Source organism: Aeromonas sp. R7-2 (genome assembly GCF_040908105.1).
GTDB lineage: Bacteria > Pseudomonadota > Gammaproteobacteria > Enterobacterales > Aeromonadaceae > Aeromonas > Aeromonas caviae.
Map to the genome: position 1 here is coordinate 236,973 of NZ_JBFODC010000035.1, position 25,511 is coordinate 262,483.

Annotated in this window: 27 protein-coding genes; 16 read left to right on the plus strand and 11 right to left on the minus strand. The window is 60.5% G+C overall.

Going from position 1 to position 25,511, the window contains the following annotated elements:
• The first annotated feature begins 354 nt into the window (after nucleotides 1-354).
• On the plus strand, nucleotides 355-837 hold the full coding sequence (locus tag AB5Y47_RS14715) for a YajQ family cyclic di-GMP-binding protein (protein WP_010673357.1): 483 nt from the start codon (nucleotides 355-357) through the stop codon (nucleotides 835-837).
• A 103-nt stretch (nucleotides 838-940) separates the two neighbouring features.
• On the opposite strand, the gene AB5Y47_RS14720 is transcribed toward AB5Y47_RS14715, so the two are convergent.
• The 6 genes from AB5Y47_RS14720 to AB5Y47_RS14745 form a co-directional block, all read right to left on the minus strand.
• Nucleotides 941-1,747 (minus strand): outer membrane protein OmpK, encoded by an 807-nt coding sequence (locus AB5Y47_RS14720; protein ID WP_039040713.1) that lies wholly within the window; start codon nucleotides 1,745-1,747, stop codon nucleotides 941-943.
• Nucleotides 1,748-1,903: 156 nt separating this feature from the next.
• Complete coding sequence (locus AB5Y47_RS14725) at nucleotides 1,904-3,205, minus strand: MFS transporter (RefSeq protein WP_041201460.1); 1,302 nt, start codon at nucleotides 3,203-3,205, stop codon at nucleotides 1,904-1,906.
• A gap of 187 nt (nucleotides 3,206-3,392) precedes the next feature.
• Nucleotides 3,393-3,722: a hypothetical protein gene (locus AB5Y47_RS14730; RefSeq protein WP_010673360.1), complete on the minus strand. Its 330-nt coding sequence runs from the start codon at nucleotides 3,720-3,722 to the stop codon at nucleotides 3,393-3,395.
• Nucleotides 3,723-3,836: 114 nt separating this feature from the next.
• On the minus strand, nucleotides 3,837-4,388 hold the full coding sequence (locus AB5Y47_RS14735) for a peptidylprolyl isomerase (RefSeq protein ID WP_010673361.1): 552 nt from the start codon (nucleotides 4,386-4,388) through the stop codon (nucleotides 3,837-3,839).
• Nucleotides 4,389-4,402: 14 nt separating this feature from the next.
• Nucleotides 4,403-4,975 carry a YajG family lipoprotein gene (locus tag AB5Y47_RS14740; protein WP_010673362.1) on the minus strand — a complete coding sequence of 191 codons (573 nt, stop codon included), beginning with the start codon at nucleotides 4,973-4,975 and terminating at the stop codon, nucleotides 4,403-4,405.
• 24 nt (nucleotides 4,976-4,999) lie between these two features.
• Nucleotides 5,000-6,133: a methyltransferase gene (locus tag AB5Y47_RS14745; RefSeq protein ID WP_010673363.1), complete on the minus strand. Its 1,134-nt coding sequence runs from the start codon at nucleotides 6,131-6,133 to the stop codon at nucleotides 5,000-5,002.
• Nucleotides 6,134-6,340: 207 nt separating this feature from the next.
• Here AB5Y47_RS14745 and AB5Y47_RS14750 point away from each other — a divergent pair, with 207 nt between their 5' ends.
• The 9 genes from AB5Y47_RS14750 to nqrM all read left to right on the plus strand — a co-directional run bounded on the left by AB5Y47_RS14750 (nucleotide 6,341) and on the right by nqrM (nucleotide 14,166).
• On the plus strand, nucleotides 6,341-6,649 hold the full coding sequence (locus tag AB5Y47_RS14750; RefSeq protein WP_010673364.1) for a BolA family transcriptional regulator: 309 nt from the start codon (nucleotides 6,341-6,343) through the stop codon (nucleotides 6,647-6,649).
• A gap of 419 nt (nucleotides 6,650-7,068) precedes the next feature.
• Nucleotides 7,069-8,412 carry a Na(+)-translocating NADH-quinone reductase subunit A gene (locus AB5Y47_RS14755; protein WP_029313920.1) on the plus strand — a complete coding sequence of 448 codons (1,344 nt, stop codon included), beginning with the start codon at nucleotides 7,069-7,071 and terminating at the stop codon, nucleotides 8,410-8,412.
• Nucleotides 8,413-8,415: 3 nt separating this feature from the next.
• Nucleotides 8,416-9,645 (plus strand): NADH:ubiquinone reductase (Na(+)-transporting) subunit B, encoded by a 1,230-nt coding sequence (locus AB5Y47_RS14760; RefSeq protein ID WP_010673367.1) that lies wholly within the window; start codon nucleotides 8,416-8,418, stop codon nucleotides 9,643-9,645.
• The gene (locus AB5Y47_RS14765) at nucleotides 9,635-10,423 is read left to right on the plus strand and encodes a Na(+)-translocating NADH-quinone reductase subunit C (RefSeq protein WP_045523606.1); all 789 of its coding nucleotides are present in this window, start codon (nucleotides 9,635-9,637) and stop codon (nucleotides 10,421-10,423) included. The genes AB5Y47_RS14760 and AB5Y47_RS14765 overlap by 11 nt, the downstream gene beginning before the upstream one ends.
• Nucleotides 10,416-11,048: an NADH:ubiquinone reductase (Na(+)-transporting) subunit D gene (locus AB5Y47_RS14770; protein WP_368220346.1), complete on the plus strand. Its 633-nt coding sequence runs from the start codon at nucleotides 10,416-10,418 to the stop codon at nucleotides 11,046-11,048. The genes AB5Y47_RS14765 and AB5Y47_RS14770 overlap by 8 nt, the downstream gene beginning before the upstream one ends.
• A 3-nt stretch (nucleotides 11,049-11,051) precedes the next feature.
• Nucleotides 11,052-11,648 (plus strand): NADH:ubiquinone reductase (Na(+)-transporting) subunit E, encoded by a 597-nt coding sequence (gene nqrE / locus AB5Y47_RS14775; RefSeq protein ID WP_005303538.1) that lies wholly within the window; start codon nucleotides 11,052-11,054, stop codon nucleotides 11,646-11,648.
• A gap of 17 nt (nucleotides 11,649-11,665) precedes the next feature.
• Nucleotides 11,666-12,889 (plus strand): NADH:ubiquinone reductase (Na(+)-transporting) subunit F, encoded by a 1,224-nt coding sequence (gene nqrF / locus AB5Y47_RS14780; protein WP_010673369.1) that lies wholly within the window; start codon nucleotides 11,666-11,668, stop codon nucleotides 12,887-12,889.
• Nucleotides 12,890-12,892: 3 nt separating this feature from the next.
• On the plus strand, nucleotides 12,893-13,930 hold the full coding sequence (locus AB5Y47_RS14785; RefSeq protein WP_029313924.1) for an FAD:protein FMN transferase: 1,038 nt from the start codon (nucleotides 12,893-12,895) through the stop codon (nucleotides 13,928-13,930).
• Between the two features lie 11 nt (nucleotides 13,931-13,941).
• Complete coding sequence (nqrM, locus tag AB5Y47_RS14790) at nucleotides 13,942-14,166, plus strand: (Na+)-NQR maturation NqrM (protein WP_010673371.1); 225 nt, start codon at nucleotides 13,942-13,944, stop codon at nucleotides 14,164-14,166.
• 80 nt (nucleotides 14,167-14,246) lie between these two features.
• Here the strand turns inward: nqrM and AB5Y47_RS14795 are convergent, their stop codons facing one another.
• On the minus strand, nucleotides 14,247-14,456 hold the full coding sequence (locus tag AB5Y47_RS14795) for a hypothetical protein (protein ID WP_010673372.1): 210 nt from the start codon (nucleotides 14,454-14,456) through the stop codon (nucleotides 14,247-14,249).
• Nucleotides 14,457-14,672: 216 nt separating this feature from the next.
• On the opposite strand from AB5Y47_RS14795, the gene dinB reads away from it, so the two are divergent.
• The 6 genes from dinB to rlmM all read left to right on the plus strand — a co-directional run bounded on the left by dinB (nucleotide 14,673) and on the right by rlmM (nucleotide 21,300).
• Complete coding sequence (dinB, locus tag AB5Y47_RS14800; protein WP_010673373.1) at nucleotides 14,673-15,725, plus strand: DNA polymerase IV; 1,053 nt, start codon at nucleotides 14,673-14,675, stop codon at nucleotides 15,723-15,725.
• Between the two features lie 67 nt (nucleotides 15,726-15,792).
• Nucleotides 15,793-17,928 (plus strand): methyl-accepting chemotaxis protein, encoded by a 2,136-nt coding sequence (locus AB5Y47_RS14805; RefSeq protein ID WP_010673374.1) that lies wholly within the window; start codon nucleotides 15,793-15,795, stop codon nucleotides 17,926-17,928.
• Between the two features lie 286 nt (nucleotides 17,929-18,214).
• Nucleotides 18,215-19,135, plus strand: a complete 921-nt coding sequence (locus tag AB5Y47_RS14810) for a transcriptional regulator GcvA (protein ID WP_029313926.1) — start codon at nucleotides 18,215-18,217, stop codon at nucleotides 19,133-19,135.
• Nucleotides 19,136-19,147: 12 nt separating this feature from the next.
• Nucleotides 19,148-19,783 (plus strand): alpha/beta fold hydrolase, encoded by a 636-nt coding sequence (locus tag AB5Y47_RS14815; protein WP_010673376.1) that lies wholly within the window; start codon nucleotides 19,148-19,150, stop codon nucleotides 19,781-19,783.
• Nucleotides 19,784-19,826: 43 nt separating this feature from the next.
• On the plus strand, nucleotides 19,827-20,213 hold the full coding sequence (locus tag AB5Y47_RS14820) for a DUF423 domain-containing protein (RefSeq protein ID WP_010673377.1): 387 nt from the start codon (nucleotides 19,827-19,829) through the stop codon (nucleotides 20,211-20,213).
• Nucleotides 20,206-21,300 carry a 23S rRNA (cytidine(2498)-2'-O)-methyltransferase RlmM gene (rlmM, locus tag AB5Y47_RS14825; RefSeq protein WP_010673378.1) on the plus strand — a complete coding sequence of 365 codons (1,095 nt, stop codon included), beginning with the start codon at nucleotides 20,206-20,208 and terminating at the stop codon, nucleotides 21,298-21,300. The genes AB5Y47_RS14820 and rlmM overlap by 8 nt, the downstream gene beginning before the upstream one ends.
• A 66-nt stretch (nucleotides 21,301-21,366) precedes the next feature.
• Here rlmM and AB5Y47_RS14830 read toward each other — a convergent pair whose 3' ends face one another.
• The 4 genes from AB5Y47_RS14830 to ppnN all read right to left on the minus strand — a co-directional run bounded on the left by AB5Y47_RS14830 (nucleotide 21,367) and on the right by ppnN (nucleotide 25,354).
• Nucleotides 21,367-21,810, minus strand: a complete 444-nt coding sequence (locus AB5Y47_RS14830) for a hypothetical protein (protein WP_010673379.1) — start codon at nucleotides 21,808-21,810, stop codon at nucleotides 21,367-21,369.
• A gap of 120 nt (nucleotides 21,811-21,930) precedes the next feature.
• Entirely contained in the window at nucleotides 21,931-22,938 is a 1,008-nt protein-coding gene (locus AB5Y47_RS14835) for an isocitrate dehydrogenase (protein ID WP_010673380.1), read from the minus strand.
• Between the two features lie 142 nt (nucleotides 22,939-23,080).
• Nucleotides 23,081-23,878: a flap endonuclease Xni gene (xni, locus tag AB5Y47_RS14840; RefSeq protein WP_010673381.1), complete on the minus strand. Its 798-nt coding sequence runs from the start codon at nucleotides 23,876-23,878 to the stop codon at nucleotides 23,081-23,083.
• 120 nt (nucleotides 23,879-23,998) lie between these two features.
• Entirely contained in the window at nucleotides 23,999-25,354 is a 1,356-nt protein-coding gene (gene ppnN / locus AB5Y47_RS14845; RefSeq protein WP_010673382.1) for a nucleotide 5'-monophosphate nucleosidase PpnN, read from the minus strand.
• Between the last annotated feature and the right edge of the window lie 157 nt (nucleotides 25,355-25,511).

A 25,511-nucleotide genomic window follows, 5' to 3' on the forward strand; every position in this document is an offset into this window, starting at 1 on the left:
AGGCTCGATCATGGGAAGGGCTGCCATCCTGTCAACCGCCAACCCGGGATAAGGGAAGATGTCGCTTGGTGAATACCTGGAACCGGTGCATGAGCTGGTTGCCGGGTCGTGCTCAAGGTTCATGCGCAACCAGGGAGCCTCATGTATGCATGACCATACGGGTTCCTGGGCTGCACTTCACCGAGTGTCGGACCTCTCGCGACCGCTCCTGGACGGGTTCTAACGGGTCTCACCATTCCTGTGCGCAGGGGATTCTAGCAGAGCAATCCCATCGAAATCAGCAAATTTGCCCGTTTTCTGGTAGATTTGCCCACCTGTCAGCACAACCTGAAGTACAGCATGAGGAGCCCGGCTATGCCGTCATTCGATATTGTCTCTGAAGTCAAAATGAACGAGGTGTTGAACGCCGTTGATAACGCCAACCGTGAACTGGCGACCCGTTTCGATTTTCGTGGTGTGGAAGCCAGCTTCGAATTGAACAAGGAAGAAGTAAAGCTGGAAGCCGACGCCGATTTCCAGCTCAAGCAGATGGTCGAGATCCTGCGCGGCGCCCTGCTCAAGCGCCAGATCGAGAACAGTTCCATGGACGTGGGTGACAGCGTCCACTCCGGCAAGCGTTTCCACCTGACCGTGAAGTTCAAGCAGGGGATCGACAAGGAAGTGGCCAAGAAGCTGGTGAAGCTCATCAAGGATTCCAAGATCAAGGTGCAGGCCGCCATCCAGGGCGACGAGGTGCGGGTCACCGGCAAGAAGCGCGACGATCTGCAAGAGACCATGGCTCTGGTGCGTGGCGCCGAACTGGGCCAGCCGATGCAGTTCCAGAACTTCCGCGATTGATGGCGAACGGGGAGGGCGCGGCTCTCCCCCCACTGCCAGCATGAGGGCATAAAAAAACCGGAGCAGCTGCTCCGGTTTTTTTGTGTCCGTGTGACGAGTTCGATTAGAACTTGTAGGTCACGGAGAAGTAGTGGCCGAAACCAGTGGTCTTCAGACCGTAGGAACCGTTCTGGATGCCGTAGATGTCGTTGAAGTACTTCAGACCGTAACCGACGGCGTAGCGGTCGGAGTGCCAGTACAGGCCGTTGAACATGGCGGTACCGTCGGTGGAAGTGTCCTTGGCATCAAACAGGTGATCCAGGTAACCCTGATAGGCTACGAAGCTGCCGTTGGAGAAGGTGTAGAAAGGCTTGAACCAGTTCATGGAGAACTGATAGCCGTTCCAGCCCTGCTCGCCACCGCCTTCATTGACGTGACGGGCATACAGGTTCATGCCCATTTTGCCGAACCAGGGCACCATGACGTCTGCACCCAGACCGGTCATGGCTTCAAACAGACCATCCGGACCACCGACGTTGATCAGGTTGGCGATGTAGACTTCCTGCACCGGGCCGAAGGAGAGATCTTTGCCGGTCATGGCATCGATGGAGATGCGCGGTGCAAATTTGATGAACAGGTTGTCCTGGTTGTGCTTGTCGTCGTGACGGTTCTGGAAGATGTCGAATACGTCGACGTAACCGTACAGATCGAAGATACCGGAACGGCCACCAAACTCCATTTCGAAGTAGGTATCGTTGTAACCACCTTCGGACTCAGCGTAGGGCAGCTGGTCGATGGTGTGCATCACGTTGAACTGGAACCACTTGTAGTCGTTCTTGTGGATGTCGCCGCTGTAGTCGGCAGCGAAGGCCGGAGTGGCGGAGGCAGCCAGCAGACCGGCAGCGATCAGAGTCTTGGTAAATTTGGCCATTTTATTGGTCTCTTGTGCGTTAGTTGAGGTTTTCCGTAGCCTGCCCACAAGGAGCGGGAGGGATTCTAGCCAAATAAATTCAGCGGATAAACAAGCACCAGGGAACTTTGTCAGGATTTGTGAATCTAATCACCCCCTAAAATGCGCAAACGCTTGCTATTTGTGCGTTTGTGGTGACAAGGTGCTGCCTCGTTTGGCAACCATGATGATCAGGATCATCACCGGAATGCCGAGCAGACTGGTGCCGATGAAGAAGTGGCTGTAGCCGATCTGCTCCACCACGCGACCAGAAAACCCCGCCAGCAACTTGGGCAGCAACAGCATGATGGAGCTGAACAGGGCGTACTGGGTGGCGGAGAAGGCGACGTTGGTGAGGCTCGATAGATAGGTTACAAACGCAGCCGTCGCTATGCCGGCGCTGAGGTTGTCCAGCGAGATGATCAGAGTCAGCAGTTCCAGGTTGTGGCCCACTTCGTTGAGGAGAGCGAACAGCAGATTGGTGCTGGCGGTCAGCACGGCGCCGAGGAACAGGATGCGCAGGGTGCCAAAGCGCATCACCAGCACGCCCCCGAGCGCGGCTCCCACCAGCGTCATGATGACACCATAGACCTTGGTGATGGTGGCCACTTCCGTCTTGCTGAACTGCAGATCCACATAGAAGCTGTTGGACATCACCCCCATCACCACGTCCGAGATGCGATAGCAGGCGATAAGCCCCAGGATCAGCAGGGCCGAGGAGCCGTAGCGGCGGAAGAAGTCGGCGAAGGGACACCAGATGGCCTCGTAGGTCCAGGCCCCCAGCCCGGCCAGCGTAGGGGACCAACCCCGAGCCAGCAGGGTGGCCTTGCGCGCCATCTGCTGCTCGTCCTGACTCTTGAGATCGATCTGCGGCTCGTGACTCATCAGGGTGGTGAGGATGCCAAGAGACATCAGCCCTCCCATCAGCAGATAGGTGAGCTGCCAGCCGCGATAGTCATAGCCGTTGTTGCTGCCTAGCCAGGCCGCCAGCGCCAGCGCCCCCGCTCCCGCCATGATCATGGCGAGTCGATACCCCGTCATATAGGAAGCGGCCATGGCCGCCTGCAGCCGCTCGGGAGCGGATTCGATGCGATAGGCATCGATGACGATGTCCTGGGTAGCAGAGGAGAAGGCCACCAGCAGAGCGAAGAGGGCCAGCTGGGCGAGCTGGGTCTTGGGATCGCAATAGGCCATCCCCACCAGGGAGAGGGCGATCAGCACCTGGGAGAACAGCATCCAGCTGCGTCGTCGCCCAAGCAGCCGTGACAGCAGGGGCAGGGGCAGCCGATCCACCAGGGGCGACCACAGCCACTTGAAACCGTAGGCCAGCGCTACCCAGCTCATGTAACCGATGTCGGTCAGGCTGACATCCGCCTCGCGCAGCCAGAACGAGAGGGTGCCAAAGACCAGCAGCAAGGGCAGGCCGGAGGAGAATCCCATGGCGAACAGGATGAGTACCCGCGCTTCCAGATAGACGGCGAGGGCATCTCGCCAGCGGGTGGCGCGGCCCGGTGTGTGGCTGGGCGGGCGGAGATTGTTCAACAGCCTGACTCCTCTGGGAAAAGGGGGTCATTTTGTCAGGTTCGGTAGGCGTAGCCAAGGCAAGCCGAGTGGCGGGCGGCAGGTTTCAGGGGCGCGAGCCGATGCAGTGGTGCGGGCAGGGGCCCTCGTCGGCGAGAAAATTGGCGCAGGCCATGAGTTGCAGGCGCAGCGCGTCATCACAGAGGAGGCGCTGCTCATCCCACAGGTGCAGGCTGTGAAGCAGATGCCAGAACACTCCTTCCTGTGCGTTGGCGGGGGTTTTGTCCATGGGGATCACGCAGAGCGCCTGCCAGTGGGAGAGGAGCTGCCAGCTCAAGTCTTCCAGCTGCTGATAGGGAATCTTGCGTGCCAGAAAATGGCGAACCGCCTGTGCCAGCGGGTCGGCGTGTTGGGTTATGTAATCATGACAGGTCACCGGCTCCTCCTTCTGGTTCTGCTCCCCGATGCGTGGCACACATCGGGGAGCAGAGTATAGAAAAAGAGACCGGTGACCCGTTCAGGGACGCGGTGGAATGTGATCCGGGCCGCGTTATTTGTCCGCGAGCAGCACCACTTTCTTCAGGATGATGGGGCTGGTGGGGACGTCGTTGGCACGCAGGATGGAGCTGTAGCCGGTCTGGACCTGGGCCAGTTTGTCCAGCACCTCCATCCCCTTCACGACCTGGCCGAACACGGTGTAACCGGCGCCGGCATTGGCGTTGAGGTTGTCGTTGTCCACCAGATTGAAATAGAACTGGCGAGTGGCGCTGTCGACCGCCTGGGTGCGGGCCATGGCGATGGTGCCGCGCTTGTTGGGCAGGCCGCCTCTGGACTCGTTGACCACGGGATCGAAGGTCGGCAGGGGCTGGAACTGCTGGTTGTAGCCCCCACCCTGCACCACGAAGTTCTGGATCACCCGGTGGAACAGGCTGCCGTCATAGCTGCCGTCTGCCACGTAGCGCAGGAAGTTCTTCACGGTCTGGGGCGCCTGTTTGGGGGCCAGCTCCACGACGATGGTGCCATGGTTGGTCTCCATCTGGACTTTTTGACCGGCAAAAGCCAGGGGGGCGATCAGGGTGACCAGTAACCAGAGTTTCTTCATTTATATGTCCTCGCTCAGCTCGGCTGACCCTTGAGATAACCGCGCAGCGCCTCGTCGGCCATGATCTGCTGCAGCACGCTGCCCAGTTGCTGGTTCAGGGTGGATTCCAGATCGGCCATGCTCGGCTCGCCCGGGCTCTCTTTGCTGGAGGACATGTTGAACTGCTTGGTCAGCTTGCTGCCCTGGAAGTCGGCAATCACCTGCAGGCTGACGCGGGACTTGGTGACATAGGTGAAGGTCTTCTCTTCCACGGTGACGGCGGCAGTGGAGATGGCCAGCGTCAGGTTGGTGGTGCCGCTGTTGCCCACTTCCAGGCCCTGGCTGCGCAGCCCTTCCGCCAGTTTTTCAGCCAGCAGGCTGTTGAGAGGCTGACTGCTGTTCACCAGCACAGGAGCCTTCTCTTTCTTCTTGATGGAGAAGACATAGGCGGCTTCACGCTTGTCCACCCCTTCCATGGTGATGCGGTTGCCGGAGTAGTACTGCTGGTTGGAGGGGATGACTTGCGGGTTGAGCAGGGCGCTCTCGGGCCAGTGAGTAGCACAACCGCCCAATACCAGAGCGGCCAGCAGCAAGAGTGACTTTTTCATCATGGGTTTCCTTTAGCTTTATCTTTAGCGTTTGATGGCTTTCAAAATAACGAATTTGCTGTTCGACGCAACGACTTGTGCGTTGCCAAACAGGCGCTTGAGTTTGTTGTGATAGTCCAGATGACGGTTGCCTACTATCCAGAGTTCGCCCCCCTGAGGCAACACCCGGTGGGCATCGCTGAACATCTGCCAGGCGATGTGATCGGTGATTGCCTGCAACTGATGGAAGGGGGGATTGCAGAGGATCCTGTCCGCTGCCCCGACGGGAACGTCATCGAGACAGTTGTTGACCATGAAGTGGGCACGGGGCAGGGCATCGGGCAGGTTGTGCTCGACGTTGAGCCGTGCGGACGCTACCGCCATCCGGGATTCGTCGATGAAGGTCACCTCCACCTCGCTGTCGCGCGCGAGCAGGGAGAGCCCGAGCACGCCGTTGCCACATCCCAGATCGATCACTCTGCGGGCACTGTGGATGGGCAGGTTGTCCAGCATGAAGCGGGCGCCGATATCCAGGCTGGTGCGCGAGAACACGTTGGCATGGTTGTGGATGAGCATGTCGGTGCCTTCCAGCGGCCAGACGGTCGGGAAGGGACTGGTCAGGGACGGGCGCTCGGCGGCCGGGGTGCAATGAATGAGGCGTGCCTTCTTCCAGGCGAGTGAGGTGCGGGTCTCCCCCAGATACTTCTCGAACAGCTTGAGGGTGGAGGTGTGGATGTCCTTGGCCTTGCCGGCAGCAATGATGCGGGTCGCGGGGGTGACGACCCCGCGCAGGGCAAGCAGTTGCTGCTCCAGCAGCGCCTGATACTTGGAGACCTTGATCACCACCAGGGCGGGGGCATCGGGCAGGGGGGCCAGGGCATCCTGCAGGGTGATGGCGTGGGGATCCAGCCCGTTTTCCGCCAGATTGGCCAGGGTGGCCCGCTCGCTGATGTGGGAGTCGGTCACGCAGACGGGGGCGTGGGCATGCAGGTAGCCTGCCAGGGCGCCGAAGCCGTCGTTCATGATGATGACGGGGCCGTCAGGTGCCTGTTGCGATTCGGCAAGGTGGCTTATCAGGTACTCGTCCGCCGCATCCCAGGCCTGCAGGGGATCCTGGCTCTGCCGTGGGTAACGATACAGGGTCAGGCGGCAGTGGGCCGTGTCGAGCAGGGTTTGCATAGGCAAGAGTCCAACGTGTGATTGATGAATGGCGACCGTCTGCCCCGTGTTGCCCGGCAGCGGTGAAAGTGGCGCTATTCTAGCGGCGGCGGAGAAATTCACCAGTCCGGTGCGGCGAGAGCGAGCGGATCCTTCGTACCTGATGCATCGGGCGCACAACCCTGGCTACAATGGCCGGATATTCAACGAGGAGTCCTTACCGTGAGCATGCAACAACAGATAGAGGCCAAGCTGGCCGCCGCGCTCTCCCCGAGCCACCTGGAAGTGATCAATGAGAGCTACATGCACAGGGTGGCACCGGGCTCCGAAAGCCACTTCAAGGTAGTCGTGGTGAGCCAGGCGTTTGAGGGACAGCGTTTGCTGGGTCGCCATCGTCAGGTGAACGGGGTGCTGGCCGACGAGCTGGCGGGAGCCATTCATGCATTGGCGTTGCATACCTATACCGAATCCGAGTGGCAGGCCCGGGAGCAGGCGCCAAAGACGCCGGGTTGCGTCAGCAAATCCCCCTTTGCGTGAGCCGTTGGACCTCCTGATGGCGCCTTCCTCGGGCCATTAACAGCGCTATCACGAATGGTGTGCAGCCAGGGATGAGGGGTGTAGCATTATTTTTTCTAATCCTTTTCCTTATGCCTGAAAAATACCTCTATATGGTTAGTTTTGCGAAAAGTCCTTTAAAACCACGGTTTCCAAGGACGTGCGCGAAATATTCAGTGAAGGTTAATTTTGTGATAGGGCGGGGATTTTCCCCATTTGGCGTGGCGGCTAACTCGCCTAAGGTGGTAAACTCAGGCGCTTTTGAATGATCCTGTATGTTGCTGATTTGTTTATTTCTTCGACAGCTTTCCGCGATGTTGACGGGCTCATTCAACAACTCGTCGTGATGTATTTCTCGGCGCTAACCAACCTGTCTTCCCTTAACGGTAGTGCAAGTGAGTATGATTACAATTAAAAGAGGACTGGACATCCCCGTGCTGGGTGCTCCGGAGCAAGTAATCTACGATGGCCCGGCCATCACCCGTGTTGCTACACTCGGCGAAGAGTTCGTGGGGATGCGTCCTACTATGTTTGTCAAAGTAGGTGATCGCGTCATTAAAGGTCAGGAGCTCTTCGAAGATAAGAAGAATCCTGGCGTTAAATTCACGGCCCCTGCCACCGGTGTGGTTTCTGAGATCAACCGTGGTGCAAAGCGTGTTCTCCAGTCCGTCGTCATCGACATCGATGGGTCCGACGAGCAGGTGACCTTTGAGCATTTTGCCTCCGCCGAGCTGGCACAGCTCGAGCGCAGCAAGGTGCAGGAGATCCTGGTCGCATCAGGCCAATGGACCGCGCTGCGTACCCGCCCGTTCAGCAAGGTGCCGGCCGTGGGTTCCACCCCGCGCGCCATCTTCGTCACCGCCATGGACACCAACCCGCTGGCCGCCAGTGCGGAGCTGATCATCAAGGAACAGGCCCAGGCCTTCCTCGACGGTCTGGCCGTGCTGACCCGCCTGACCGATGGTACCGTCCACGTCTGCAAGGGCGAAGCCAGCCTGCCGCACTCCTCCTTGGCCCAGGTCAAGGAAGCCGTGTTCGTCGGTCCGCATCCCGCCGGTCTGCCGGGCACCCACATCCACTTCCTGGATCCGGTCGGTGCCAACAAGGTGCAGTGGCACATCAACTATCAGGACGTGATCGCTTACGGCAAGCTGTTCACCACCGGCCAGATCTTCACCGACAAGGTGATCTCCCTGGCTGGCCCGAACGTCATCAAGCCGCGTCTGCTGCGTACCCGTCTGGGTGCCAGCCTCAGCCAGCTGACCAACAACGAGCTGCGTGCGGACGAAAACCGCATCATCTCCGGTTCCCTGCTGAGCGGTGCCAAGGCCGAAGGGGTCCATGACTACCTGGGTCGCTTCCACAACCAGGTGAGCGTGCTGGGCGAAGGCCGTGAGAAAGAGTTCATGGGCTGGGTCAAACCCAGTGCCAACAAGTTCTCCATCACCCGTACCACCCTCTCTCACCTGATGAAGGGCAAACTCATCAACTTCACTACCACCACCAACGGTAGTGATCGCTCCATGGTGCCTATCGGCAACTATGAGCGCGTGATGCCGCTCGACATCCTGCCGACCCTGCTGCTGCGGGATCTGATCTCCGGTGACACCGACAGCGCGCAGGCGCTCGGCTGCCTGGAGCTGGATGAGGAAGATTTGGCGCTCTGTACCTTCGTCTGCCCCGGCAAGACAGAGTACGGCCCCGTCTTGCGTGAGTGCCTGACCAAGATCGAACTGGAAGGTTAAGCGATGAGTTTCAAGCAACTTCTTGAAAATATGGAACATCACTTCGAGCCGGGTGGCAAGTACGCAAAGTACTATGCCTTGTTCGAAGCGGCGTACACCCTGTTTTATACCCCGGGTTCCGTGACCCGCAATGCCGCCCATGTCCGTGATGCGATCGATCTGAAGCGCATGATGATCATGGTGTGGCTGGCTGTGTTCCCGGCCATGTTCTGGGGCATGTACAACGTCGGCAACCAGTCTATCGCCGCCATCGCCCACATGGGCAGCGCGGCCGGTGCCGATTCCTGGCAATACGCCCTGGCCACCCTGTTCGGTGCCTCGCTGGATCCGGCCGTCGCCGGCATCGGCAGCAAGATGCTGATCGGTGCGGCGCACTTCTTCCCGATCTACATCACCGTCTTCATCGTCGGTGGTTTCTGGGAAGTGTTGTTCGCCATGGTGCGCAAGCACGAGATCAACGAAGGCTTCTTCGTGACCTCCATCCTGTTCGCCCTGATCGTGCCGCCCGAGCTGCCCCTGTGGCAAGCTGCCCTGGGTATCACCTTCGGTGTGGTGCTGGCCAAGGAAGTGTTCGGTGGTACCGGCAAGAACTTCCTGAACCCGGCGTTGGCGGGTCGTGCCTTCCTGTTCTTCGCCTACCCGGGTCAAATCTCCGGTGATGCGGTCTGGGTTGCCGTTGACGGCTTCTCCGGCGCAACCGCACTGAGCCAGTGGGCCCAGGGCGGCCAGATGGCGCTGATCAACGGTGCCACCGGTGAAGCCATCAGCTGGATGGATGCCTTCCTTGGCAACCTGCCCGGTTCCATCGGTGAAGTTTCCACCCTGATGATCCTCATCGGCGCAGCCATGATCGTCTACATGCGCATCGCCTCCTGGCGCATCATCGCCGGCGTCATGGTCGGCATGGTCGCGACCTCCCTGCTGTTCAACGTCATCGGTTCCGATACCAACCCCATGTTCAGCATGCCGTGGCACTGGCACCTGGTGTTGGGTGGCTTCGCGTTCGGCATGGCCTTCATGGCGACCGACCCCGTTTCCGCTGCCTTCACCAACAAGGGCAAGTGGTGGTATGGCGCCCTGATCGGCGTGATGGTGGTGCTGATCCGGGTAGTGAACCCTGCATTCCCGGAAGGCATGATGCTGGCCATTCTGTTCGCCAACCTGTTTGCCCCCTTGTTTGACCATTTCGTGGCACAGGCGAACATCAAGCGGAGGATCGCACGTGGCGTTTAATAAAGACTCTACTACCGGCACTCTCGCCGTAGTGACCGGTCTGTGTCTGGTCTGCTCCATCGTGGTCTCCGTGGCCGCCGTGGGTCTGCGTCCGGCCCAGCTGGAAAACAAGGCGCTGGACAAGCAAAGCAACATCCTGTCCGTCGCCGGCGTCGACATCAGCGCCGTGGCCAAGCGTGACCTGGCCCAGCTCTATGGCGACAAGATTGAAGCGCGTCTGGTGGATCTGACCACTGGTGAGTTCGTTGACGGCGATGCCGACAACTTCGACACCAAGGTTGCCGCCAAGGACCCGGCCAAGAGCATCCGTCTGGCCCCGGCCGACGACAAGGCCGGCCTGCGTCAAATCTCCAAACTGATCCCGGTGTTCTTCGCCAAAGATGCCGAAGGCAAGGTCGACAACATCATCCTGCCGATCTACGGCCAGGGTCTGTGGTCCACCATGTACGCCTTCGTAGCAGTCGCGGCCGATGGCCAGACCATCAAGGGCATCACCTACTATGACCACGGTGAAACCCCGGGTCTGGGTGGCGAGATCGAGAATCCGGCCTGGCGCGAGCTGTTCGTCGGCAAGAAGCTGTTCGACCAGAACGGCCAGCCTGCGCTGCGGGTGATCAAGGGCCATGCTCCGGCTGGTTCCGAGCATGAAATCGACGGCCTGTCTGGTGCAACCCTGACCGGTAATGGTGTACAGCACACCTTCGACTTCTGGATGGGCCCCAAGGGCTTCGGTCCCTTCCTGGCCAAGGTACGTGCAGGAGAAATCAACAATGGCTGACAAGAGCGAAATGAAAAAGTTGCTGTTGACGCCTGTGCTCGGCAACAACCCCATCGCACTGCAGGTGCTGGGTGTCTGTTCCGCGCTGGCCGTTACCAGCCAGATGAAGACGGCGTTCGTGATGACGCTGGCCGTTACCGCGGTCACCGCCTTCTCCAACCTGTTCATCTCCCTGATCCGCAACCAGATCCCGAACAGCGTGCGGATCATCGCCCAGATGGCGGTGATTGCCTCGCTGGTTATCGTGGTTGACCAGGTGCTCAAGGCCTATGCCTATGACATCTCCAAGCAACTGTCGGTGTTCGTCGGCCTCATCATCACCAACTGTATCGTGATGGGTCGTGCCGAAGCCTACGCCATGAAGAGTGCCCCGCTGCCCTCCTTCCTGGACGGTATCGGCAACGGTCTGGGTTATGGCGCCGTGCTGCTGACCGTGGCCACCGTGCGCGAGATCCTGGGTTCCGGCACCTGGTTCGGCATCGAGCTGCTGCCGCTGGTGAACAATGGTGGCTGGTATGTGCCCAACGGCCTGCTGCTGCTGCCGCCGAGTGCGTTCTTCCTCATTGGTCTGATCATCTGGGGCGTGCGCACCAAGGATCCCAAGCAGGTGGAGGCGAAGGATTAAGGTATGGAACACTATATCAGTCTGTTGATTCGCTCGATCTTCATCGAGAACCTGGCGCTCTCCTTCTTCCTGGGGATGTGTACCTTCCTGGCGGTGTCCAAGAAGGTCAAGACCGCCATGGGCCTGGGGATTGCCGTTATCGTGGTTCAGACCGTTGCCGTCCCGGCCAACAACCTGATCTACAACTACGTGCTCAAAGACGGTGCCCTGGTATCCGGTCTGGATCTGAGTTTCCTGAGCTTCATCACCTTCATCGGGGTGATCGCGGCCCTGGTGCAGATCCTGGAGATGGCGCTGGACAAGTACTTCCCGGCCCTCTACAACGCCCTCGGTATCTTCCTGCCGCTCATCACCGTGAACTGCGCCATCTTCGGCGGCGTCTCCTTCATGGTGCAGCGTGACTACAACTTCGTTGAGTCCGTGGTCTATGGCGTGGGTTCGGGTGCAGGCTGGATGCTGGCTATCGTCGCGATGGCAGGGATCCGCGAGAAGATGAAATATTCCGATGTTCCCGAAGGCCTGCGTGGCCTTGGCATCACCTTCATCACCGCGGGTCTGATGGCGCTGGGCTTCATGTCCTTCTCTGGTATTTCCCTGTAATCGGAAAGGAAATATAGATGGAAATTATTCTGGGTGTGGTCATGTTCACCGTGATCCTGCTGGCCTTGGTGGCAGTCATTCTGTTCGCCAAGTCCAAGCTGGTGACCGCCGGTGACGTGACAATCAGCATCAACGGCGACCCGGCCAAGGCTGTGACCAGCCCGGCGGGTGGCAAGCTGCTTGGCGTGCTCGCCGGCAGCGGTATCTTCGTCTCCTCCGCCTGTGGCGGCGGCGGCTCCTGTGGTCAGTGCAAGGTGCGTGTGAAATCCGGCGGCGGCGACATCCTGCCGACCGAGCTGGATCACATCAGCAAGGGCGAAGCCCGTCATGGGGAGCGTCTGGCCTGCCAGGTCACCGTGCGTTCCGACATGGACATCGAGCTGCCGGAAGAGATCTTCGGCGTGAAGAAGTGGGACTGTACCGTCATCTCCAATGACAACAAGGCCACCTTCATCAAGGAGCTCAAGCTGCAGATCCCGGATGGCGAGAGCGTGCCGTTCCGCGCCGGTGGTTATATCCAGATCGAAGCGCCTGCCCACCACGTGCAGTACAAGAACTTCGATATTCCCGAGGAGTATCGTGGCGACTGGGATCGCTTCAAGATCTTCGAGCTGGAGTCCAAGGTCAACGAGCCGATCATCCGTGCCTACTCCATGGCGAACTATCCGGAAGAGTTCGGCATCATCATGCTGAACGTGCGGATCGCGACTCCGCCGCCCAGCAACTGGACTGCCCCTCCCGGCCAGATGTCTTCCTACATCTTCAGCCTGAAGGCCGGTGACAAGGTGACCATCTCCGGTCCGTTCGGCGAGTTCTTCGCCAAGGACACCGACGCCGAAATGGTGTTCGTCGGTGGTGGTGCGGGTATGGCGCCGATGCGCTCCCACATCTTCGACCAGCTGCGCCGTCTGAAGACCAAGCGCAAGATGAGCTTCTGGTACGGTGCCCGTTCCAAGCGCGAGATGTTCTATGTCGAAGACTTCGACATGCTGCAGGCCGAGAACGACAACTTCCAGTGGCACGTCGCCCTGTCCGATCCGCAACCGGAAGACAACTGGGATGGCTACACCGGCTTCATCCACAACGTGTTGTTCGAGAACTACCTCAAGAACCACGAGGCGCCTGAGGATTGCGAGTTCTACATGTGCGGGCCTCCCGTGATGAACGCCGCCGTCATCAACATGCTGAAAAACCTCGGTGTTGAAGATGAGAACATCCTGCTGGATGACTTCGGTGGTTAATCCATGCACAGCGTTGTAAAGACCTGGCTAGCCTTCGGGCTAGCCTTTTTCTTGACTGGGTGCGGTCAGGAAACGGTCCAATCGAAGCCGGAGATCCACATCACCGGCAGCACCATGGGTACCTACTACTCCATCAAGGTGGCAGATAGTGCTGTTCAGGATGCCGCCAGGCTGCAAGCCGAGGTCGACGTCTTGCTGGAGCGGGTCAACGATCAGATGTCGACCTATCGCCCGGATTCCGAGCTGTCACGCTTCAACCAGCACAAGAGCAATACCCCTGTGGTGGTTTCCCGCGATACCGCACGGGTGGTAACCGAGGCCATTCACATTGGCCGCGAGAGCCGCGGGGCGCTGGACGTCACCGTCGGTCCTCTGGTCAATCTGTGGGGCTTTGGGCCGGATGCCAGACCGACCAAGGTGCCGTCCGACGAGCTGATCGCCCAGACCCGGCAGAAGACGGGCCTTGGCAATCTGCATGTGATAACCTCTGCCGATGCCGATACCCTGCAAAAGGACATCCCGGACCTCTACGTGGATCTCTCCGCCATTGCCAAGGGGTTTGGCGTAGACAAGGTGGCCGAGTACCTGGAGTCCCAGGGGGCGCGCAACTATCTGGTGGAGATAGGCGGCGAGCTGCGCATCAACGGTGTCAACGGCAAGGGGCATCCCTGGCGTGTCGCCATCGAGAAGCCGACCGTCAATGCCGGTTCAGTACAGGAGGTGATCCTGCCCGGTGACAACGGGGTGGCCACCTCGGGCGAGTACCGCAACTATTACGAGCTGGACGGCAAGCGCTTCTCCCACACCATGGATCCGCTGACGGGCAAGCCCATCCAGCACCGCCTGGTGTCGGTGACCGTCATCCACCCCTCCTGCATGACAGCAGACGGGTTGGCGACCGTGTTTATGGTCATGGGGCCGGAGAAGAGCCTGGCCTATGCCAAGGAACGGGGGCTGGCCATCTTCACCATCACCAAGACGGATGACGGGTTCGAAGAGGCTTATTCGGATGCCTTCAAACCATATCTGGTCAAGAAGTAAGGGGTAACTACATGCAGATCTTTCTGATCACCTTCGGGGTGTTTCTGATGGTCGTGGTGGCCATGGCCATCGGCTACATTTTCCAGCGCAAGTCCATCTCCGGCTCCTGTGGCGGCCTGGGTTCCATCGGGATCGAGAAGGAGTGCGACTGCCCCGAGCCTTGCGACAACCGCAAGAAGAAGATGGCCAAGGAAGAGGCCCGTCGCAAGATGCTTGTGGACAACCGCATCATCTAACGGCGGATATCGCTCTGAAGGCAGCCTTGCAACGAAACGAGCCGACCCCTGGGTCGGCTCGTTTTTTATGTGGCATGGGGTCAGTAGTCATATTGGCTGCATGCCTTTGCCTTGAACTCTTTCTTTCGCTTTGCCAGCTCCTCCCTGGTGCCCAGTTCATCCCCTTGCTGTATGGCTTTTTCCAAGGCGGCGATGCGCTGATAGAGCCAGTTGCACTCCGCAGTCGGGTGATCCTTGCTCGTGCCCGTCAGCGGCAGCAGCAGGCCCAGCAGCGGCCAGAATCTTTTCATCCTGCACCTCCCAGCCCCCGCAAATGGGAGCCCTGAGAGTCTATGCCCTAGCCCGCGCTGGCGCGCTGGCAGAAATGACAGGCTTGGGGTAGCATGGAACGTTCAACTGGTTATCCATACAGTATTTTTGTCGTTCGACACGCCTCCTCGCCGGATGCCCAGGGTCTATCCCTATGATCTGTTCGGGAGGCTGTCGACACAGCAACAGACACGGCCATGCGCAAGATCATTCACATCGACATGGACTGCTTCTTCGCCGCGGTGGAGATGCGGGACAACCCGGCCCTTAGGGAGGTGCCGCTCGCCATCGGTGGCGCTGCTGACCGACGCGGAGTCATCTCCACCTGCAACTACGTGGCGCGCCGCTTCGGGGTACGCTCCGCCATGCCGAGCGCCCTGGCCAGAAAGCTCTGTCCGCCATTGGTGCTGATCCCCGGGCGGATGGCCGTCTACAAAGAAACTTCGCGCCAGTTGCGCGCCATCTTCCTGCGCTATACCGAGCAGGTGGAGCCGCTCTCCCTCGATGAAGCCTATCTCGACGTGACCCAGAGTCCCCGCTGCGGTGGCAGCGCCACCCTGATGGCGGCGGAGATCCGCGCCGCCATCAGCGCCGAGCTTGGGCTGACTGCCTCGGCCGGTGTGGCGCCGAACAAGTTTCTGGCCAAGCTCGCCTCCGAGCAGCGCAAGCCTGACGGCCTGTTCGTCATCCGCCCCCAGGAGGTGGACGAGTTCGTGCGCCAGCTCCCCCTTGGCAAGCTGCCCGGCATCGGCCGCAAGACGGCAGAGCGGCTGGAGTCCCTCGGGCTCTACTCCTGCGAAGATGCCCGCCAGCTCGGCAACGAGGAGCTGATCGCCCGTTTCGGCAAGCTCGGGGAGATGCTGGCCGGCCGCATCTGGGGGCATGATGATCAGCCGGTGCAGGCCAGGCGGGTGCGCAAGAGCATCGGTGTGGAGACGACGCTCGCCAGCGACGTGCTGGACGAGGACGCCTGCTGGCAGGTGCTCAGCCGGCTCATTCCTGAGCTGGAGCAGCGTTTTGCCAAGGCCTGCCCTGCGGAGATGCTGATGGGGCAGGGGATCAAGCTGAAGTTTGCCGATTTTCACCAGACCACCGTCTATCGCAAGGGGAGTTATCAGGCGGCCCGCTTCCACGATCTGCTGCACGAGGGACTGCAACGGGCTCAAGGAAAACCCATTCGCCTGCTCGGTCTGGTCGTTGGTTTGCCCGGAGCGGGTGAAATCAATCAATTAAGCCTGGATCTCTGCTGATTTAGTTAAGTTTTTGTATCCAAAACCGATACAGTGTTCACATCTGTAGACGTTAGGAAATAGTGGCATGAGTTCTCTTTCTGTTCAGGGACGGATCACCCTGATCGCCGGTTGCTGTCTGCTGGCCAGTGCCGTCGCGCTGGTGGCTTCTTCTCTTTTCAACGCGGCCCGCATGCAGGAGCAGGTGCTCACCTCCACCACCCTGGAGGGGCAGCACGCGGCAGAAAACTGGATGCAGGCCATGGGGGCGACCCAGGCAGCCCGGGTGACCAGCTACCTCGATGAGGCTTACTTCAGGGCGACCCTGCTTGCCGAGGGCATCTTGTTCCAGCGCAAGAACGCGGCCGACAACTTCGTTCACTCCGAGGCGCTGCGCAATGCCGTCAACCAGCAGTTGCAGGATGCTGCGGAGTCGTCAGCGAACCTGCTCGGTGTCTATGCGGTATTCGAACCCAACCAGCTCGACGGGGAGGATGACAACTATCAGGGGTCGACGGCGCTCGGCGCCAACGACAAGGGGCGTTTTTCCAGCTATTGGGCCAGGGTCGACGGCAAGGTCAACCTGGAGGTGATGGACGAGGCGATGCTGGCCAACGACAAGCCCTCCGGACACGGCGGCCTTGAGAACGACTGGTACAGTTGCAGCATCCGCAGCAAGGTGCTCTGTCTGCTCGAACCCTATGTGGACGAGGTGGGGACCCAGCAGGTGTTGATGACCTCGGTAACCGTGCCGCTGCTGGACCAGGGCTCCCTGCTTGGCATGGTGGGGGTCGACATCTCCCTGGGGACCCTGCAGAGCTTGGTGGAAGAGATGGGCCGGACCCTCTACAAGGGGCAGGGCAAGGTGCTTCTGCTCAGCAGTGAAGGGCGGGTGGCCGGCGTGGAAGGGTTCCCGGTCGCCCTTGGCAATCTGCTGGAGCAGCAAGGGCTGGCGCAGGATCTCAAGGGGTGGCTGACCAAGGGAGATGTGGTGACGCGCTGGAGCCCGGATGGCGCACTGTTGCAGACCTTCGTGCCGGTCAGCATGCGCGGTACGGATCGCAAGTGGGGCATCTATATCGAGCTGCCCCGCGCCGTGGTGCTCGCCTCGGCCCTGCAACTGCAAGGGGAGCTTGAGGATCAGGCCCAGCGCAGCGTGGCAACCCAGCTCACGATAGGTGGCGGGATTTCGGCGCTCGCCCTGCTCTGCATCTGGCTGATGGCCCAGCGCATCGTGGCGCCCATCCGCGCCGTGGTGGCACGCCTCAAGGACATCGCCAGCGGGGAGGGGGATCTCACCCAGCGCATCGATCTGCGCAGGGATGACGAGATAGGCGAGCTGGCCAAGTGGTTCAACAAGTTTCTGGACAAGCTGCAATCCACCATCAGCCAGGTGATCGACACCGTTGCGGGCACTCGGGCCAGTGCGGCCCTGGCGGCGCAAGGGGCAGCCCGTACCAGCGCCGGCATGCAGTCCCAGTATCAGGAGGTGGATCTGGTGGCGACCGCGTTTGAAGAGTTGAGCGCCACCGCCCTGCAGGTCGCCGGTAATGCCAATGCGGCGGTGGCGGCGGCCGATGAGGCCGACACGGCGGCCCAGGAGGGCAAGTCCGTGGTGGCGCAGACCCAGGAGGCCATGTCCAGACTGATGACGGTGATAAGCGATGCCAAACCAGTGGTGGAGCACCTCTCCGCCAACAGCGACAACATCAACGACATCCTGGTGGTGATCCAGGGGATTGCCGAGCAGACCAACCTGCTGGCCTTGAACGCGGCCATCGAGGCGGCCCGAGCCGGTGAGCAGGGGCGCGGTTTTGCGGTGGTCGCCGACGAGGTGCGCAACCTGGCGGGCAGAACCCAGAACGCCATCGTCGAGATCCAGAACCTCATCGGCCAGTTGCAGTCGGGGACGGAGGCGGTGGTGAAGGCGATCCTGACCGGCCATCACCAGGCGGATCTGACCCTCACCAAGGTGGAGCTGTCGGTCAGCGTGCTGGAGCAGATCATCCAGGCTGTCGGCACCATCCACCAGATGAACGAGCAGATCGCGAGGGCTGCGCAGGAGCAGAGCGGAGTGGCGGACGAGATCAATCGCAACGTCAGCAACATTCGCGACGTGAGCCATACCATTCGGGCGGAAGCGGCGACCTCCGCCGACAACGGGCGCGAGCTGTCGCAACTGGCGGACAAGCAGCAGCAACTGGTGGGCCAGTTCCGGGTGTAGGGGAGGATAAGAAAAAAGGCGCCATCCAACCGGAGGCGCCAAACACATTCAGATGACAGACTGGGTTAAATCGACCTGATTTAGCCCTTCTTCCCGCAGAGGAAGAAACACAACACCACAATCACTGTCGACTCACTCACAAAAACCACATGTAAACCAACATGGAAGAGAAGGTGTGAGCCATATGACAACGAATTGCGTGGCGAATTATGTTTATTCACTGGTCGACCCGCAACCGACAATTTATAATGCGCCCCATTAGAAAAATTCATCGTCGGCCGATTCCATGTCTCGTCGTTTACCTCCGCTCAATGCACTGAAAGCGTTTGAAGCCGCGGCTCGTCACTTGAGCTTTACCCGCGCAGCAGAAGAGCTGTTCGTGACCCAGGCAGCCATCAGCCACCAGATCAAGGCGCTGGAGGAGTATCTCGGCATCAAGCTGTTTCGCCGCAAGAATCGCTCCCTGCTACTGACCGAGGAGGGGCAGAGCTACTTCCTCGACATCAAGGACATCTTTGCCTCCATCTCCGAGGCGACCGACAAGCTGCTGGCCCGCAGCGCCAAGGGGGCGCTCACCGTCTCCCTGCAGCCGAGCTTCGCCATCCAGTGGCTGGTGCCCCGCCTGGTCAAGTTCAGCGAACGCCACCCGGACATCGATGTGCGGATCAAGGCGGTGGACATGGACGAGGGGTCGCTGACCGACGACGTGGACGTGGCCATCTACTACGGCCGCGGCAACTGGCCGGGTCTTCGTTCGGACAAGCTGCACACCGAGTACCTGATCCCGGTCTGCTCGCCCCTGCTGCTGACCGGCCCCAAGCCCCTGCGCACCCCGGACGATCTGACCCGTCACACCCTGCTGCACGACACCTCCCGGCGCGACTGGAAGGCCTGGTTCCGCCAGCTCGACATCGACGCGCCCAACGTCAACCAGGGGCCCATCTTCAGCCACTCCACCATGGTGATCCAGGCGGCGATCCACGGTCAGGGGGTGGCGCTCGGCCACAGCGTGCTGGCCCAGCCGGAGATAGAGGCGGGTCGTCTCATCTGCCCGTTCGAACAGGTGCTGGTGAGCAAGAACGCTTTCTATCTGGTGTGTCAGGAGCAGCAGTCCGATCAGGGCAAGATAGTGGCTTTTCGCGACTGGATGCTGGAACTGGTGGAGCAGGAAGAGGCCCGCAGGCGTGCCCGCCTTGCCGATGCCTGAGGAGTTGACCTGGTGACTGACCTGACAAGAGAGGGGGCGAGTGACGCCCCCGTTCGCATTCTGCTGGCCCACGGCGCAGGGGCGGGCATGGAGCACAGCTTCCTGGCCGAGTTGTCGCGACTGCTGGCGGGGCCGGATATCGAGGTGGTGCGCTTCAACTTCCCCTATATGACCAAACGGGCTCAGGACGGCAAACGCAGGCCGCCGGACAGACAACCCGTGCTGCTCGCCCACTGGCGCGAGATGGTGCGTCAGTTTGCCCATCCCCGGCTGTTTCTGGCGGGCAAGTCCATGGGGGGAAGGATGGCGGCCGAGCTGTTTTGCGAGGGGGGCGACGAGATGGATGCTGCAGGATTGATCGTTCTCGGGTATCCTTTCCACCCCCCGGCCAAGCCCGACGCATGGCGGGGCGAGGTGCTCAAGCTGATCACGACGCCCACGCTGCTGCTGCAGGGGGAGCGCGATACCTTCGGTTCCCGCGCCGAGCTGGCCGATTTCCCCTTCTCACCCGCCGTATCGGTCCACTGGCTGACCGACGGGGATCATGGTTTCAAACCGAGAAAGGCGAGCGGCATGAGCGAGCAGGAGAACCTGCGACTGGCTGCGGAGCGGATCAAGGATTTTATCGCGGCGGTGGGCCGCTCCTGACCATCTCGAGCGGGTCGAGAGAAGAAGCGTGCAAGGAGAGAAGATGCAGATCCAACGACATTGGCTGGTGCTGGCGGGCTTCTTCGGCCTGACGGCCACCATGCTCGGGGCCTACGGCGCTCACGGGCTGGCGGCGACCGGCATTGCTCCTTCGTTGCTGGCGGCGTTCAACACCGCCGTGCAATACCAGTTTTTCCACGCCCTGGCCCTGCTGGTGCTGGGGCTGTGCGGCGTGCGCGGCAAGGTGATCACCTTCGCGGGCGCCGTCTTTGTGCTGGGGATCCTGGGATTCTCCGGCAGTATTTACGCCATGGTGCTGCTTGGCAGCAAGGGGCTGGGGCTCATCACCCCGGCCGGTGGCCTCTGTTTTATGTTGGGATGGGCGGCTCTGATGTGGGCCGGCTGTCGTCTTGGAGGAAAGAATGAATAATCTGCTGCTTTATTGCCGCCCGGGTTTTGAGAAAGAGGCGGCGGCAGAGATCACCGAGCGTGCCGGCAACATGCAGTGCTACGGCTTTGCCCGGGTCAAGGACGACAGCGGCTATGTGATCTTCGAGTTGTATGACGAGGAGCAGGCCGATCTGCTGGCGCGCAAGCTGCCGTTCCGCGAGCTTATCTTCATTCGCCAGATGCTGGTGGTGACCCACGAGCTGAAAGATCTGGAAATAAGCGATCGGGTCTCTCCCATCTTGGAGGCGGCGAGCGGTTACGCCATTTGCGGGGATCTTCGGGTGGAGACGGCCGATACCAACGAGGCGAAGGAGCTCTCCGCCTTTTGCCGCAAGTTCACCGTGCCGCTTCGCCAGGCGCTGCGCAGCAACGAGATCCTGACCAAGAAGGAGACCCCGAACCGTCCCGTGTTCCACGCCTTCTTCCTGGCCAATGACCACCTGATGCTGGGGTACTCCTACTCCTTCAACAACTCTGCCTTCCACATGGGGATCCCGCGCCTGCGATTCCCGGCCGATGCCCCGAGCCGCTCCAGCCTCAAGCTGGAAGAGGCGTTCTACGTCTTCGTGCCGAAGGAAGAGTGGGACTTGCGCCTGTGCTCCGGCCTGAAGGCCGTGGATCTTGGCGCCTGCCCGGGTGGCTGGACCTATCAGCTGGTGCGTCGTGGCATGATGGTGACGGCGGTGGACAACGGCATGATGGCCCAATCCCTGATGGACACAGGCCAGGTGAAGCACATCCGTGACGATGGTTTCGTGTGGCGGCCGAGCAAGAAGAATACCTACTGGCTGGTGTGCGACATGGTGGACAAGCCGGCGCGAGTGACCCACATGGTGGCCGACTGGTTCAGGGAGAACGACTGTCAGGAAGCCATGTTCAACCTCAAGCTGCCGATGAAGAAGCGCTACGCCGAGGCGGTGCACAACATCGAGGTGCTGCGCGGACTGCTGGCAGAGATCGATGGCGGTTTCATCATTCAGGCCAAACAGCTCTATCACGATCGCGAAGAGATCACGGTGCACGTCTACAACAAGTTCTGGGTCTCCAAGCTGTCCCCCAAGTCCTGAAGCAGCATCGGGAACAGGGCATGAAAAAACCGGACGGTGACGTCCGGTTTTTTTGTGTCTGGGTCATCAGAAGCGGTAGTCCAGACGCATCATGGACTCGTCGTCGGTGATCTTCAGCTCAATTTGCAGGGGAATGGTCTTGTCACTGGGGTTGAACTGCATCTTGACGCCATCCCCGCGAAGCTTGACCGAGGTGTTGATGCCGCCAGCGTTGAACTTGATCCTGGGCTTTTGCTTTTCGAAGGAGAGGCTGACGCTCTTCTCTGCCGTGAGGTTCAGCTTCTGATAGGGGGTGATCTGCCGATTACCGTTGCTGTCGGTGGTGATATCCACCCCCAGAGAGAGCGGCTTGGGCTGTTTGAGCAGATCGTTGGTATCCAGGGTGGATTGCCAGGTCTGCTTGGCTGGCGCCTCGTGCTGGGGAGGCGGCGTCAACCAGGCATTGTCGACTGGCCTGTCTAATGCCGTGGCACTGCTGCTGACAATCAGCAAGATGAAAGTAGCACGCATGGTGGATCTCCTTATCCCTCATATCAACATAGTATTCATCTGGCGAGGGAGGTAGGGAGGCGTTGGCATAAAACAAAGGGAGCCGAAGCTCCCTTTTAAAATCATATGGTTGGATTCTATTTATAGACGGTCGATGATGGCCTGGGTGAATTCGCTGGTGGACGCTGTGCCCCCCAGGTCACGGGTCACCCGATCACCGGACTCGATGGTCGCCCGCACGGCCTCGCGAATGCGCTCCGCTTTGTCCTGCATGCCGAGATACTCCAGCATCTGGATGGAGGCGAGGATCACCGAGGTGGGGTTGGCGATGTTCTTGCCGGCGATGTCCGGCGCAGAGCCGTGTACCGCTTCGAAGATGGCGGCCCCTTCACCGATGTTGGCGCCCGGCGCCATGCCCAGCCCCCCCACCAGACCGGCACAGAGATCCGAGAGAATGTCGCCGAACAGGTTGGTGGTGACCATCACATCGAAGCGTTCCGGGTACATCACCAGGTTCATGCAGGCGGCGTCGACGATCATCTCCTCGTTCTGGATGTCCGGGTAGCGGGCCGCGACCTGACGGGCCACTTCCAGGAACAGGCCGGAGGTGGACTTGAGGATGTTGGCCTTGTGGATGATGGTGACCTTCTTGCGTCCTTCCTGGCGCGCCAGCTCGAAGGCGAAGGTGACGATGCGCTCGGCCCCTTCCCGAGTGATGATGCTCATCGCCTCGGCGCTCTGGTTGTCATCGCTGCGCTTCTGGCCGGCACCGGAGTACATGCCTTCGGTGTTCTCGCGCACCGTGATGATGTCGATGTTGTCGTAACGGCTCTTGGTGCCCTTGAAGGAGAGGACGGGGCGCACGTTGGCGTAGAGATTGAACTTCTTGCGCAGGGAGACGTTGATGGAGGTGAAGCCGCCGCCGACCGGAGTGGTGAGCGGGCCTTTCAGGCTGACCTTGTTCTTCTCGATCAGGTCGAGGGTGGCCTGGGGCAGCAGCTCGCCATGTTTTTCCAGGGCTACCAGACCGGCGTCTGCGTATTCGTAGTCGAAGTCACAACCCGCGTGGGTCAGGATCTGGATGGCGGATTCGATGATGCTGGGGCCGATGCCGTCGCCCGGGATGACGGTAATCTTTCTTTTTGACATGAGGCGTATCCACTTCTAGGGAACAGAGGGGGAGGATTCGTCGGCTTTATACCATTTTTGCACCACATCCTCCATGTTTCTTTACATTTTACCCATTTATGTCAACAGGTACGGCCTGTCTTGGGAAATGGTGTGCTGGGGATCACGCCCCGGCATCAGGGACGGGAGGGTAGCGGATCTCCCGCAGGTTGAATCCGAGCGGGATATCGTGCTGCAGCCGGACTAGGCGTTGGGCCAGCAGGGCCTCTTCCCGGTGCTGGCGCAGCTTGAGCAGGGGTCTGGTGGCATCCTCCCGCTCACAGGCCTCCAGCATGGCAGCCAGGTCCCCGTATTGCTGCAGCAGCTGGGTGGCGGTCTTGGGGCCGATGCCGGGCACCCCCTTGATGTTGGAGCCGCCGATACCGGTCAGGGCCCAGAAGTCCACAAGCTGGGTCGGTGTAACGCCGTACTGCTGCTGGACGAAGGCGGCATCCAGCCAGCGTTTGTTGAAGTAATCCCGCACCCGGATCTGCGGGCAGATGAGCTGGCAGAACCCCTTGTCGGTGGAGATGATGGTGGCGCTGGCGCCGTGCTGGGCAATGCCGCTTGCCAGGGTGGCGATGAGATCGTCCGCCTCGTCGGTCTGGGAGAGCAGGGCATCCACACCGCACTCCCAGAAGGCGTCCTGCAGGTCGGCAAGCCCTTCCCTCAGCTCATCCGGCATGGGGGTGCGGCCCTCCTTGTAGGGGGGATAGAGCGTCTTGCGCCAGCTGTGGACCTCACCGTCAAAGACCACGATGGCGTGGGTCGGCTCGCTGGCCGCTAGGAGCTTCTTGCAGGTGTTGATGAGGTTGGCACGGGTGGCGAGCAGGGCCTGGGCCGGGGTCAGTCCCTGCTGGCTCTGCACCGCATGCAGTCGGCGGATGAGGTTGAGGGCATCGATGATGAGCAGGTGTGGCATGGGGCACTCCGGGCGTCGGGGAAGCCATTGTAACAATGCTGGCGTCTCCTGCTAACCCCGTAGAAGACCATCAATGAAAGAGGGGCCCATGGGCCCCTCCGGTGCATTGTGATGTCCCGACTATTTGACTATCTCGTAGCAGGGAACGTACTGGCTGCCCGGCAGCTTCATGCGCTGCTGCTTGACGAAGCTCTCCAGCAACCTGTCCATCAGGTGCATCAGCTCCTTGTCGCCGTGCAGCTTGAAGGGACCCTTCTTCTCGATGGCCCTGATGCCCCCTTCCTTGACGTTGCCTGCGACGATGCCTGAGAAGGCGCGGCGCAGGTTGGCTGCCAGCAGCTGGGGCGGCTGGTTGCGATGCAGATCCAGGCTGGCCATGCTGGCGTGATCCGGCTCGAACGGCAGCTGGAACTCGGGCTCGATCCGCAGGGACCAGTTGAAGGAGTAGGCATCTCCCACCGACTTGCGGTATTCGCGGATCTTCGGCATCGCCTCCTTCATCACGCGGGCCACCTCGGGCGCATCGCCGATGATGATCCGGTAGAGACTGGTGGCGGCTTCCCCCAGGGTCGCCTTGACGAAGTCGTCGATGGCGCGGAAGTAGTCGGCGCTCTCTTTCGGGCCGGTCAGCACGATGGGGATGGGTTGGCGATCGTTGGCCGGGTGCATCATGATGCCGAGCAGGTAGAGCAGCTCCTCGGCAGTTCCGACCCCGCCTGGGAAGATGATGATGCCGTGACCCAGACGCACGAAGGCTTCCAGCCGCTTCTCGATGTCCGGCAGGATCACCAGCTCGTTGACGATGGGGTTCGGCGGTTCGGCGGCGATGATGGAAGGCTCGGTGAGACCGATGTAACGGCCGTTGCGCACCCGTTGCTTGGCGTGGCCGACGGCGGCCCCTTTCATGGGGCCCTCCATGGCACCCGGACCGCAACCGGTACAGATGTTGAGCTCGCGCAGACCCAGCTCGCTACCCACCGCCCGGGTGTACTGGTATTCCACCTCGTTGATGGAGTGGCCGCCCCAGCAGACCACCAGGTTGGGATCGGCGCCGGGCAGGATCGCCTTGGCGTTGCGCAGGATGGCGAACACCACGTTGGAGATATGGGTGGAGCTGGTCAGGTTGACCAGACGATTGGACTCGAGCTGGGTCGACACATAGAGAATGTCCCGCAGCACGGAGAACAGGTGCTCCTGGATGCCGCGGATGATCTCGCCGTCGACGAAGGCGTGCTCGGGGGCGTTGAACAGCTCGAGCTTGACCCCGCGCTCGCGCCGGATCACGTGAATATCGAAGGATTTGAAACGTTCCAGTATCTCTTTGGAACTGTCGGTATGGCTGCCGGAGTTGAGGACCGCCAGCGAGCAGTTGCGAAACAGTTGATAGATATCGCTGGAGGCCGTCTGCTTGAGGCGATCCACCTCGAGCTGGGACAGCAGGTCCATGCTGCCCACGGGATTGATGTGTGTAATCATAATTTCCCCTTTCACTCGCTTGTTATCGTTGTGCTTTCCCTGGGGAGAAAACGGGATGCTTTGGCATCCCTCGGGTTCGATAGTAGAGGCAAGGGGGTGGGCAGGGGAATAGGGGGACTGTGCGTTTGCCGCTTTTTTAGCCGCCCCTCAAAGCGGA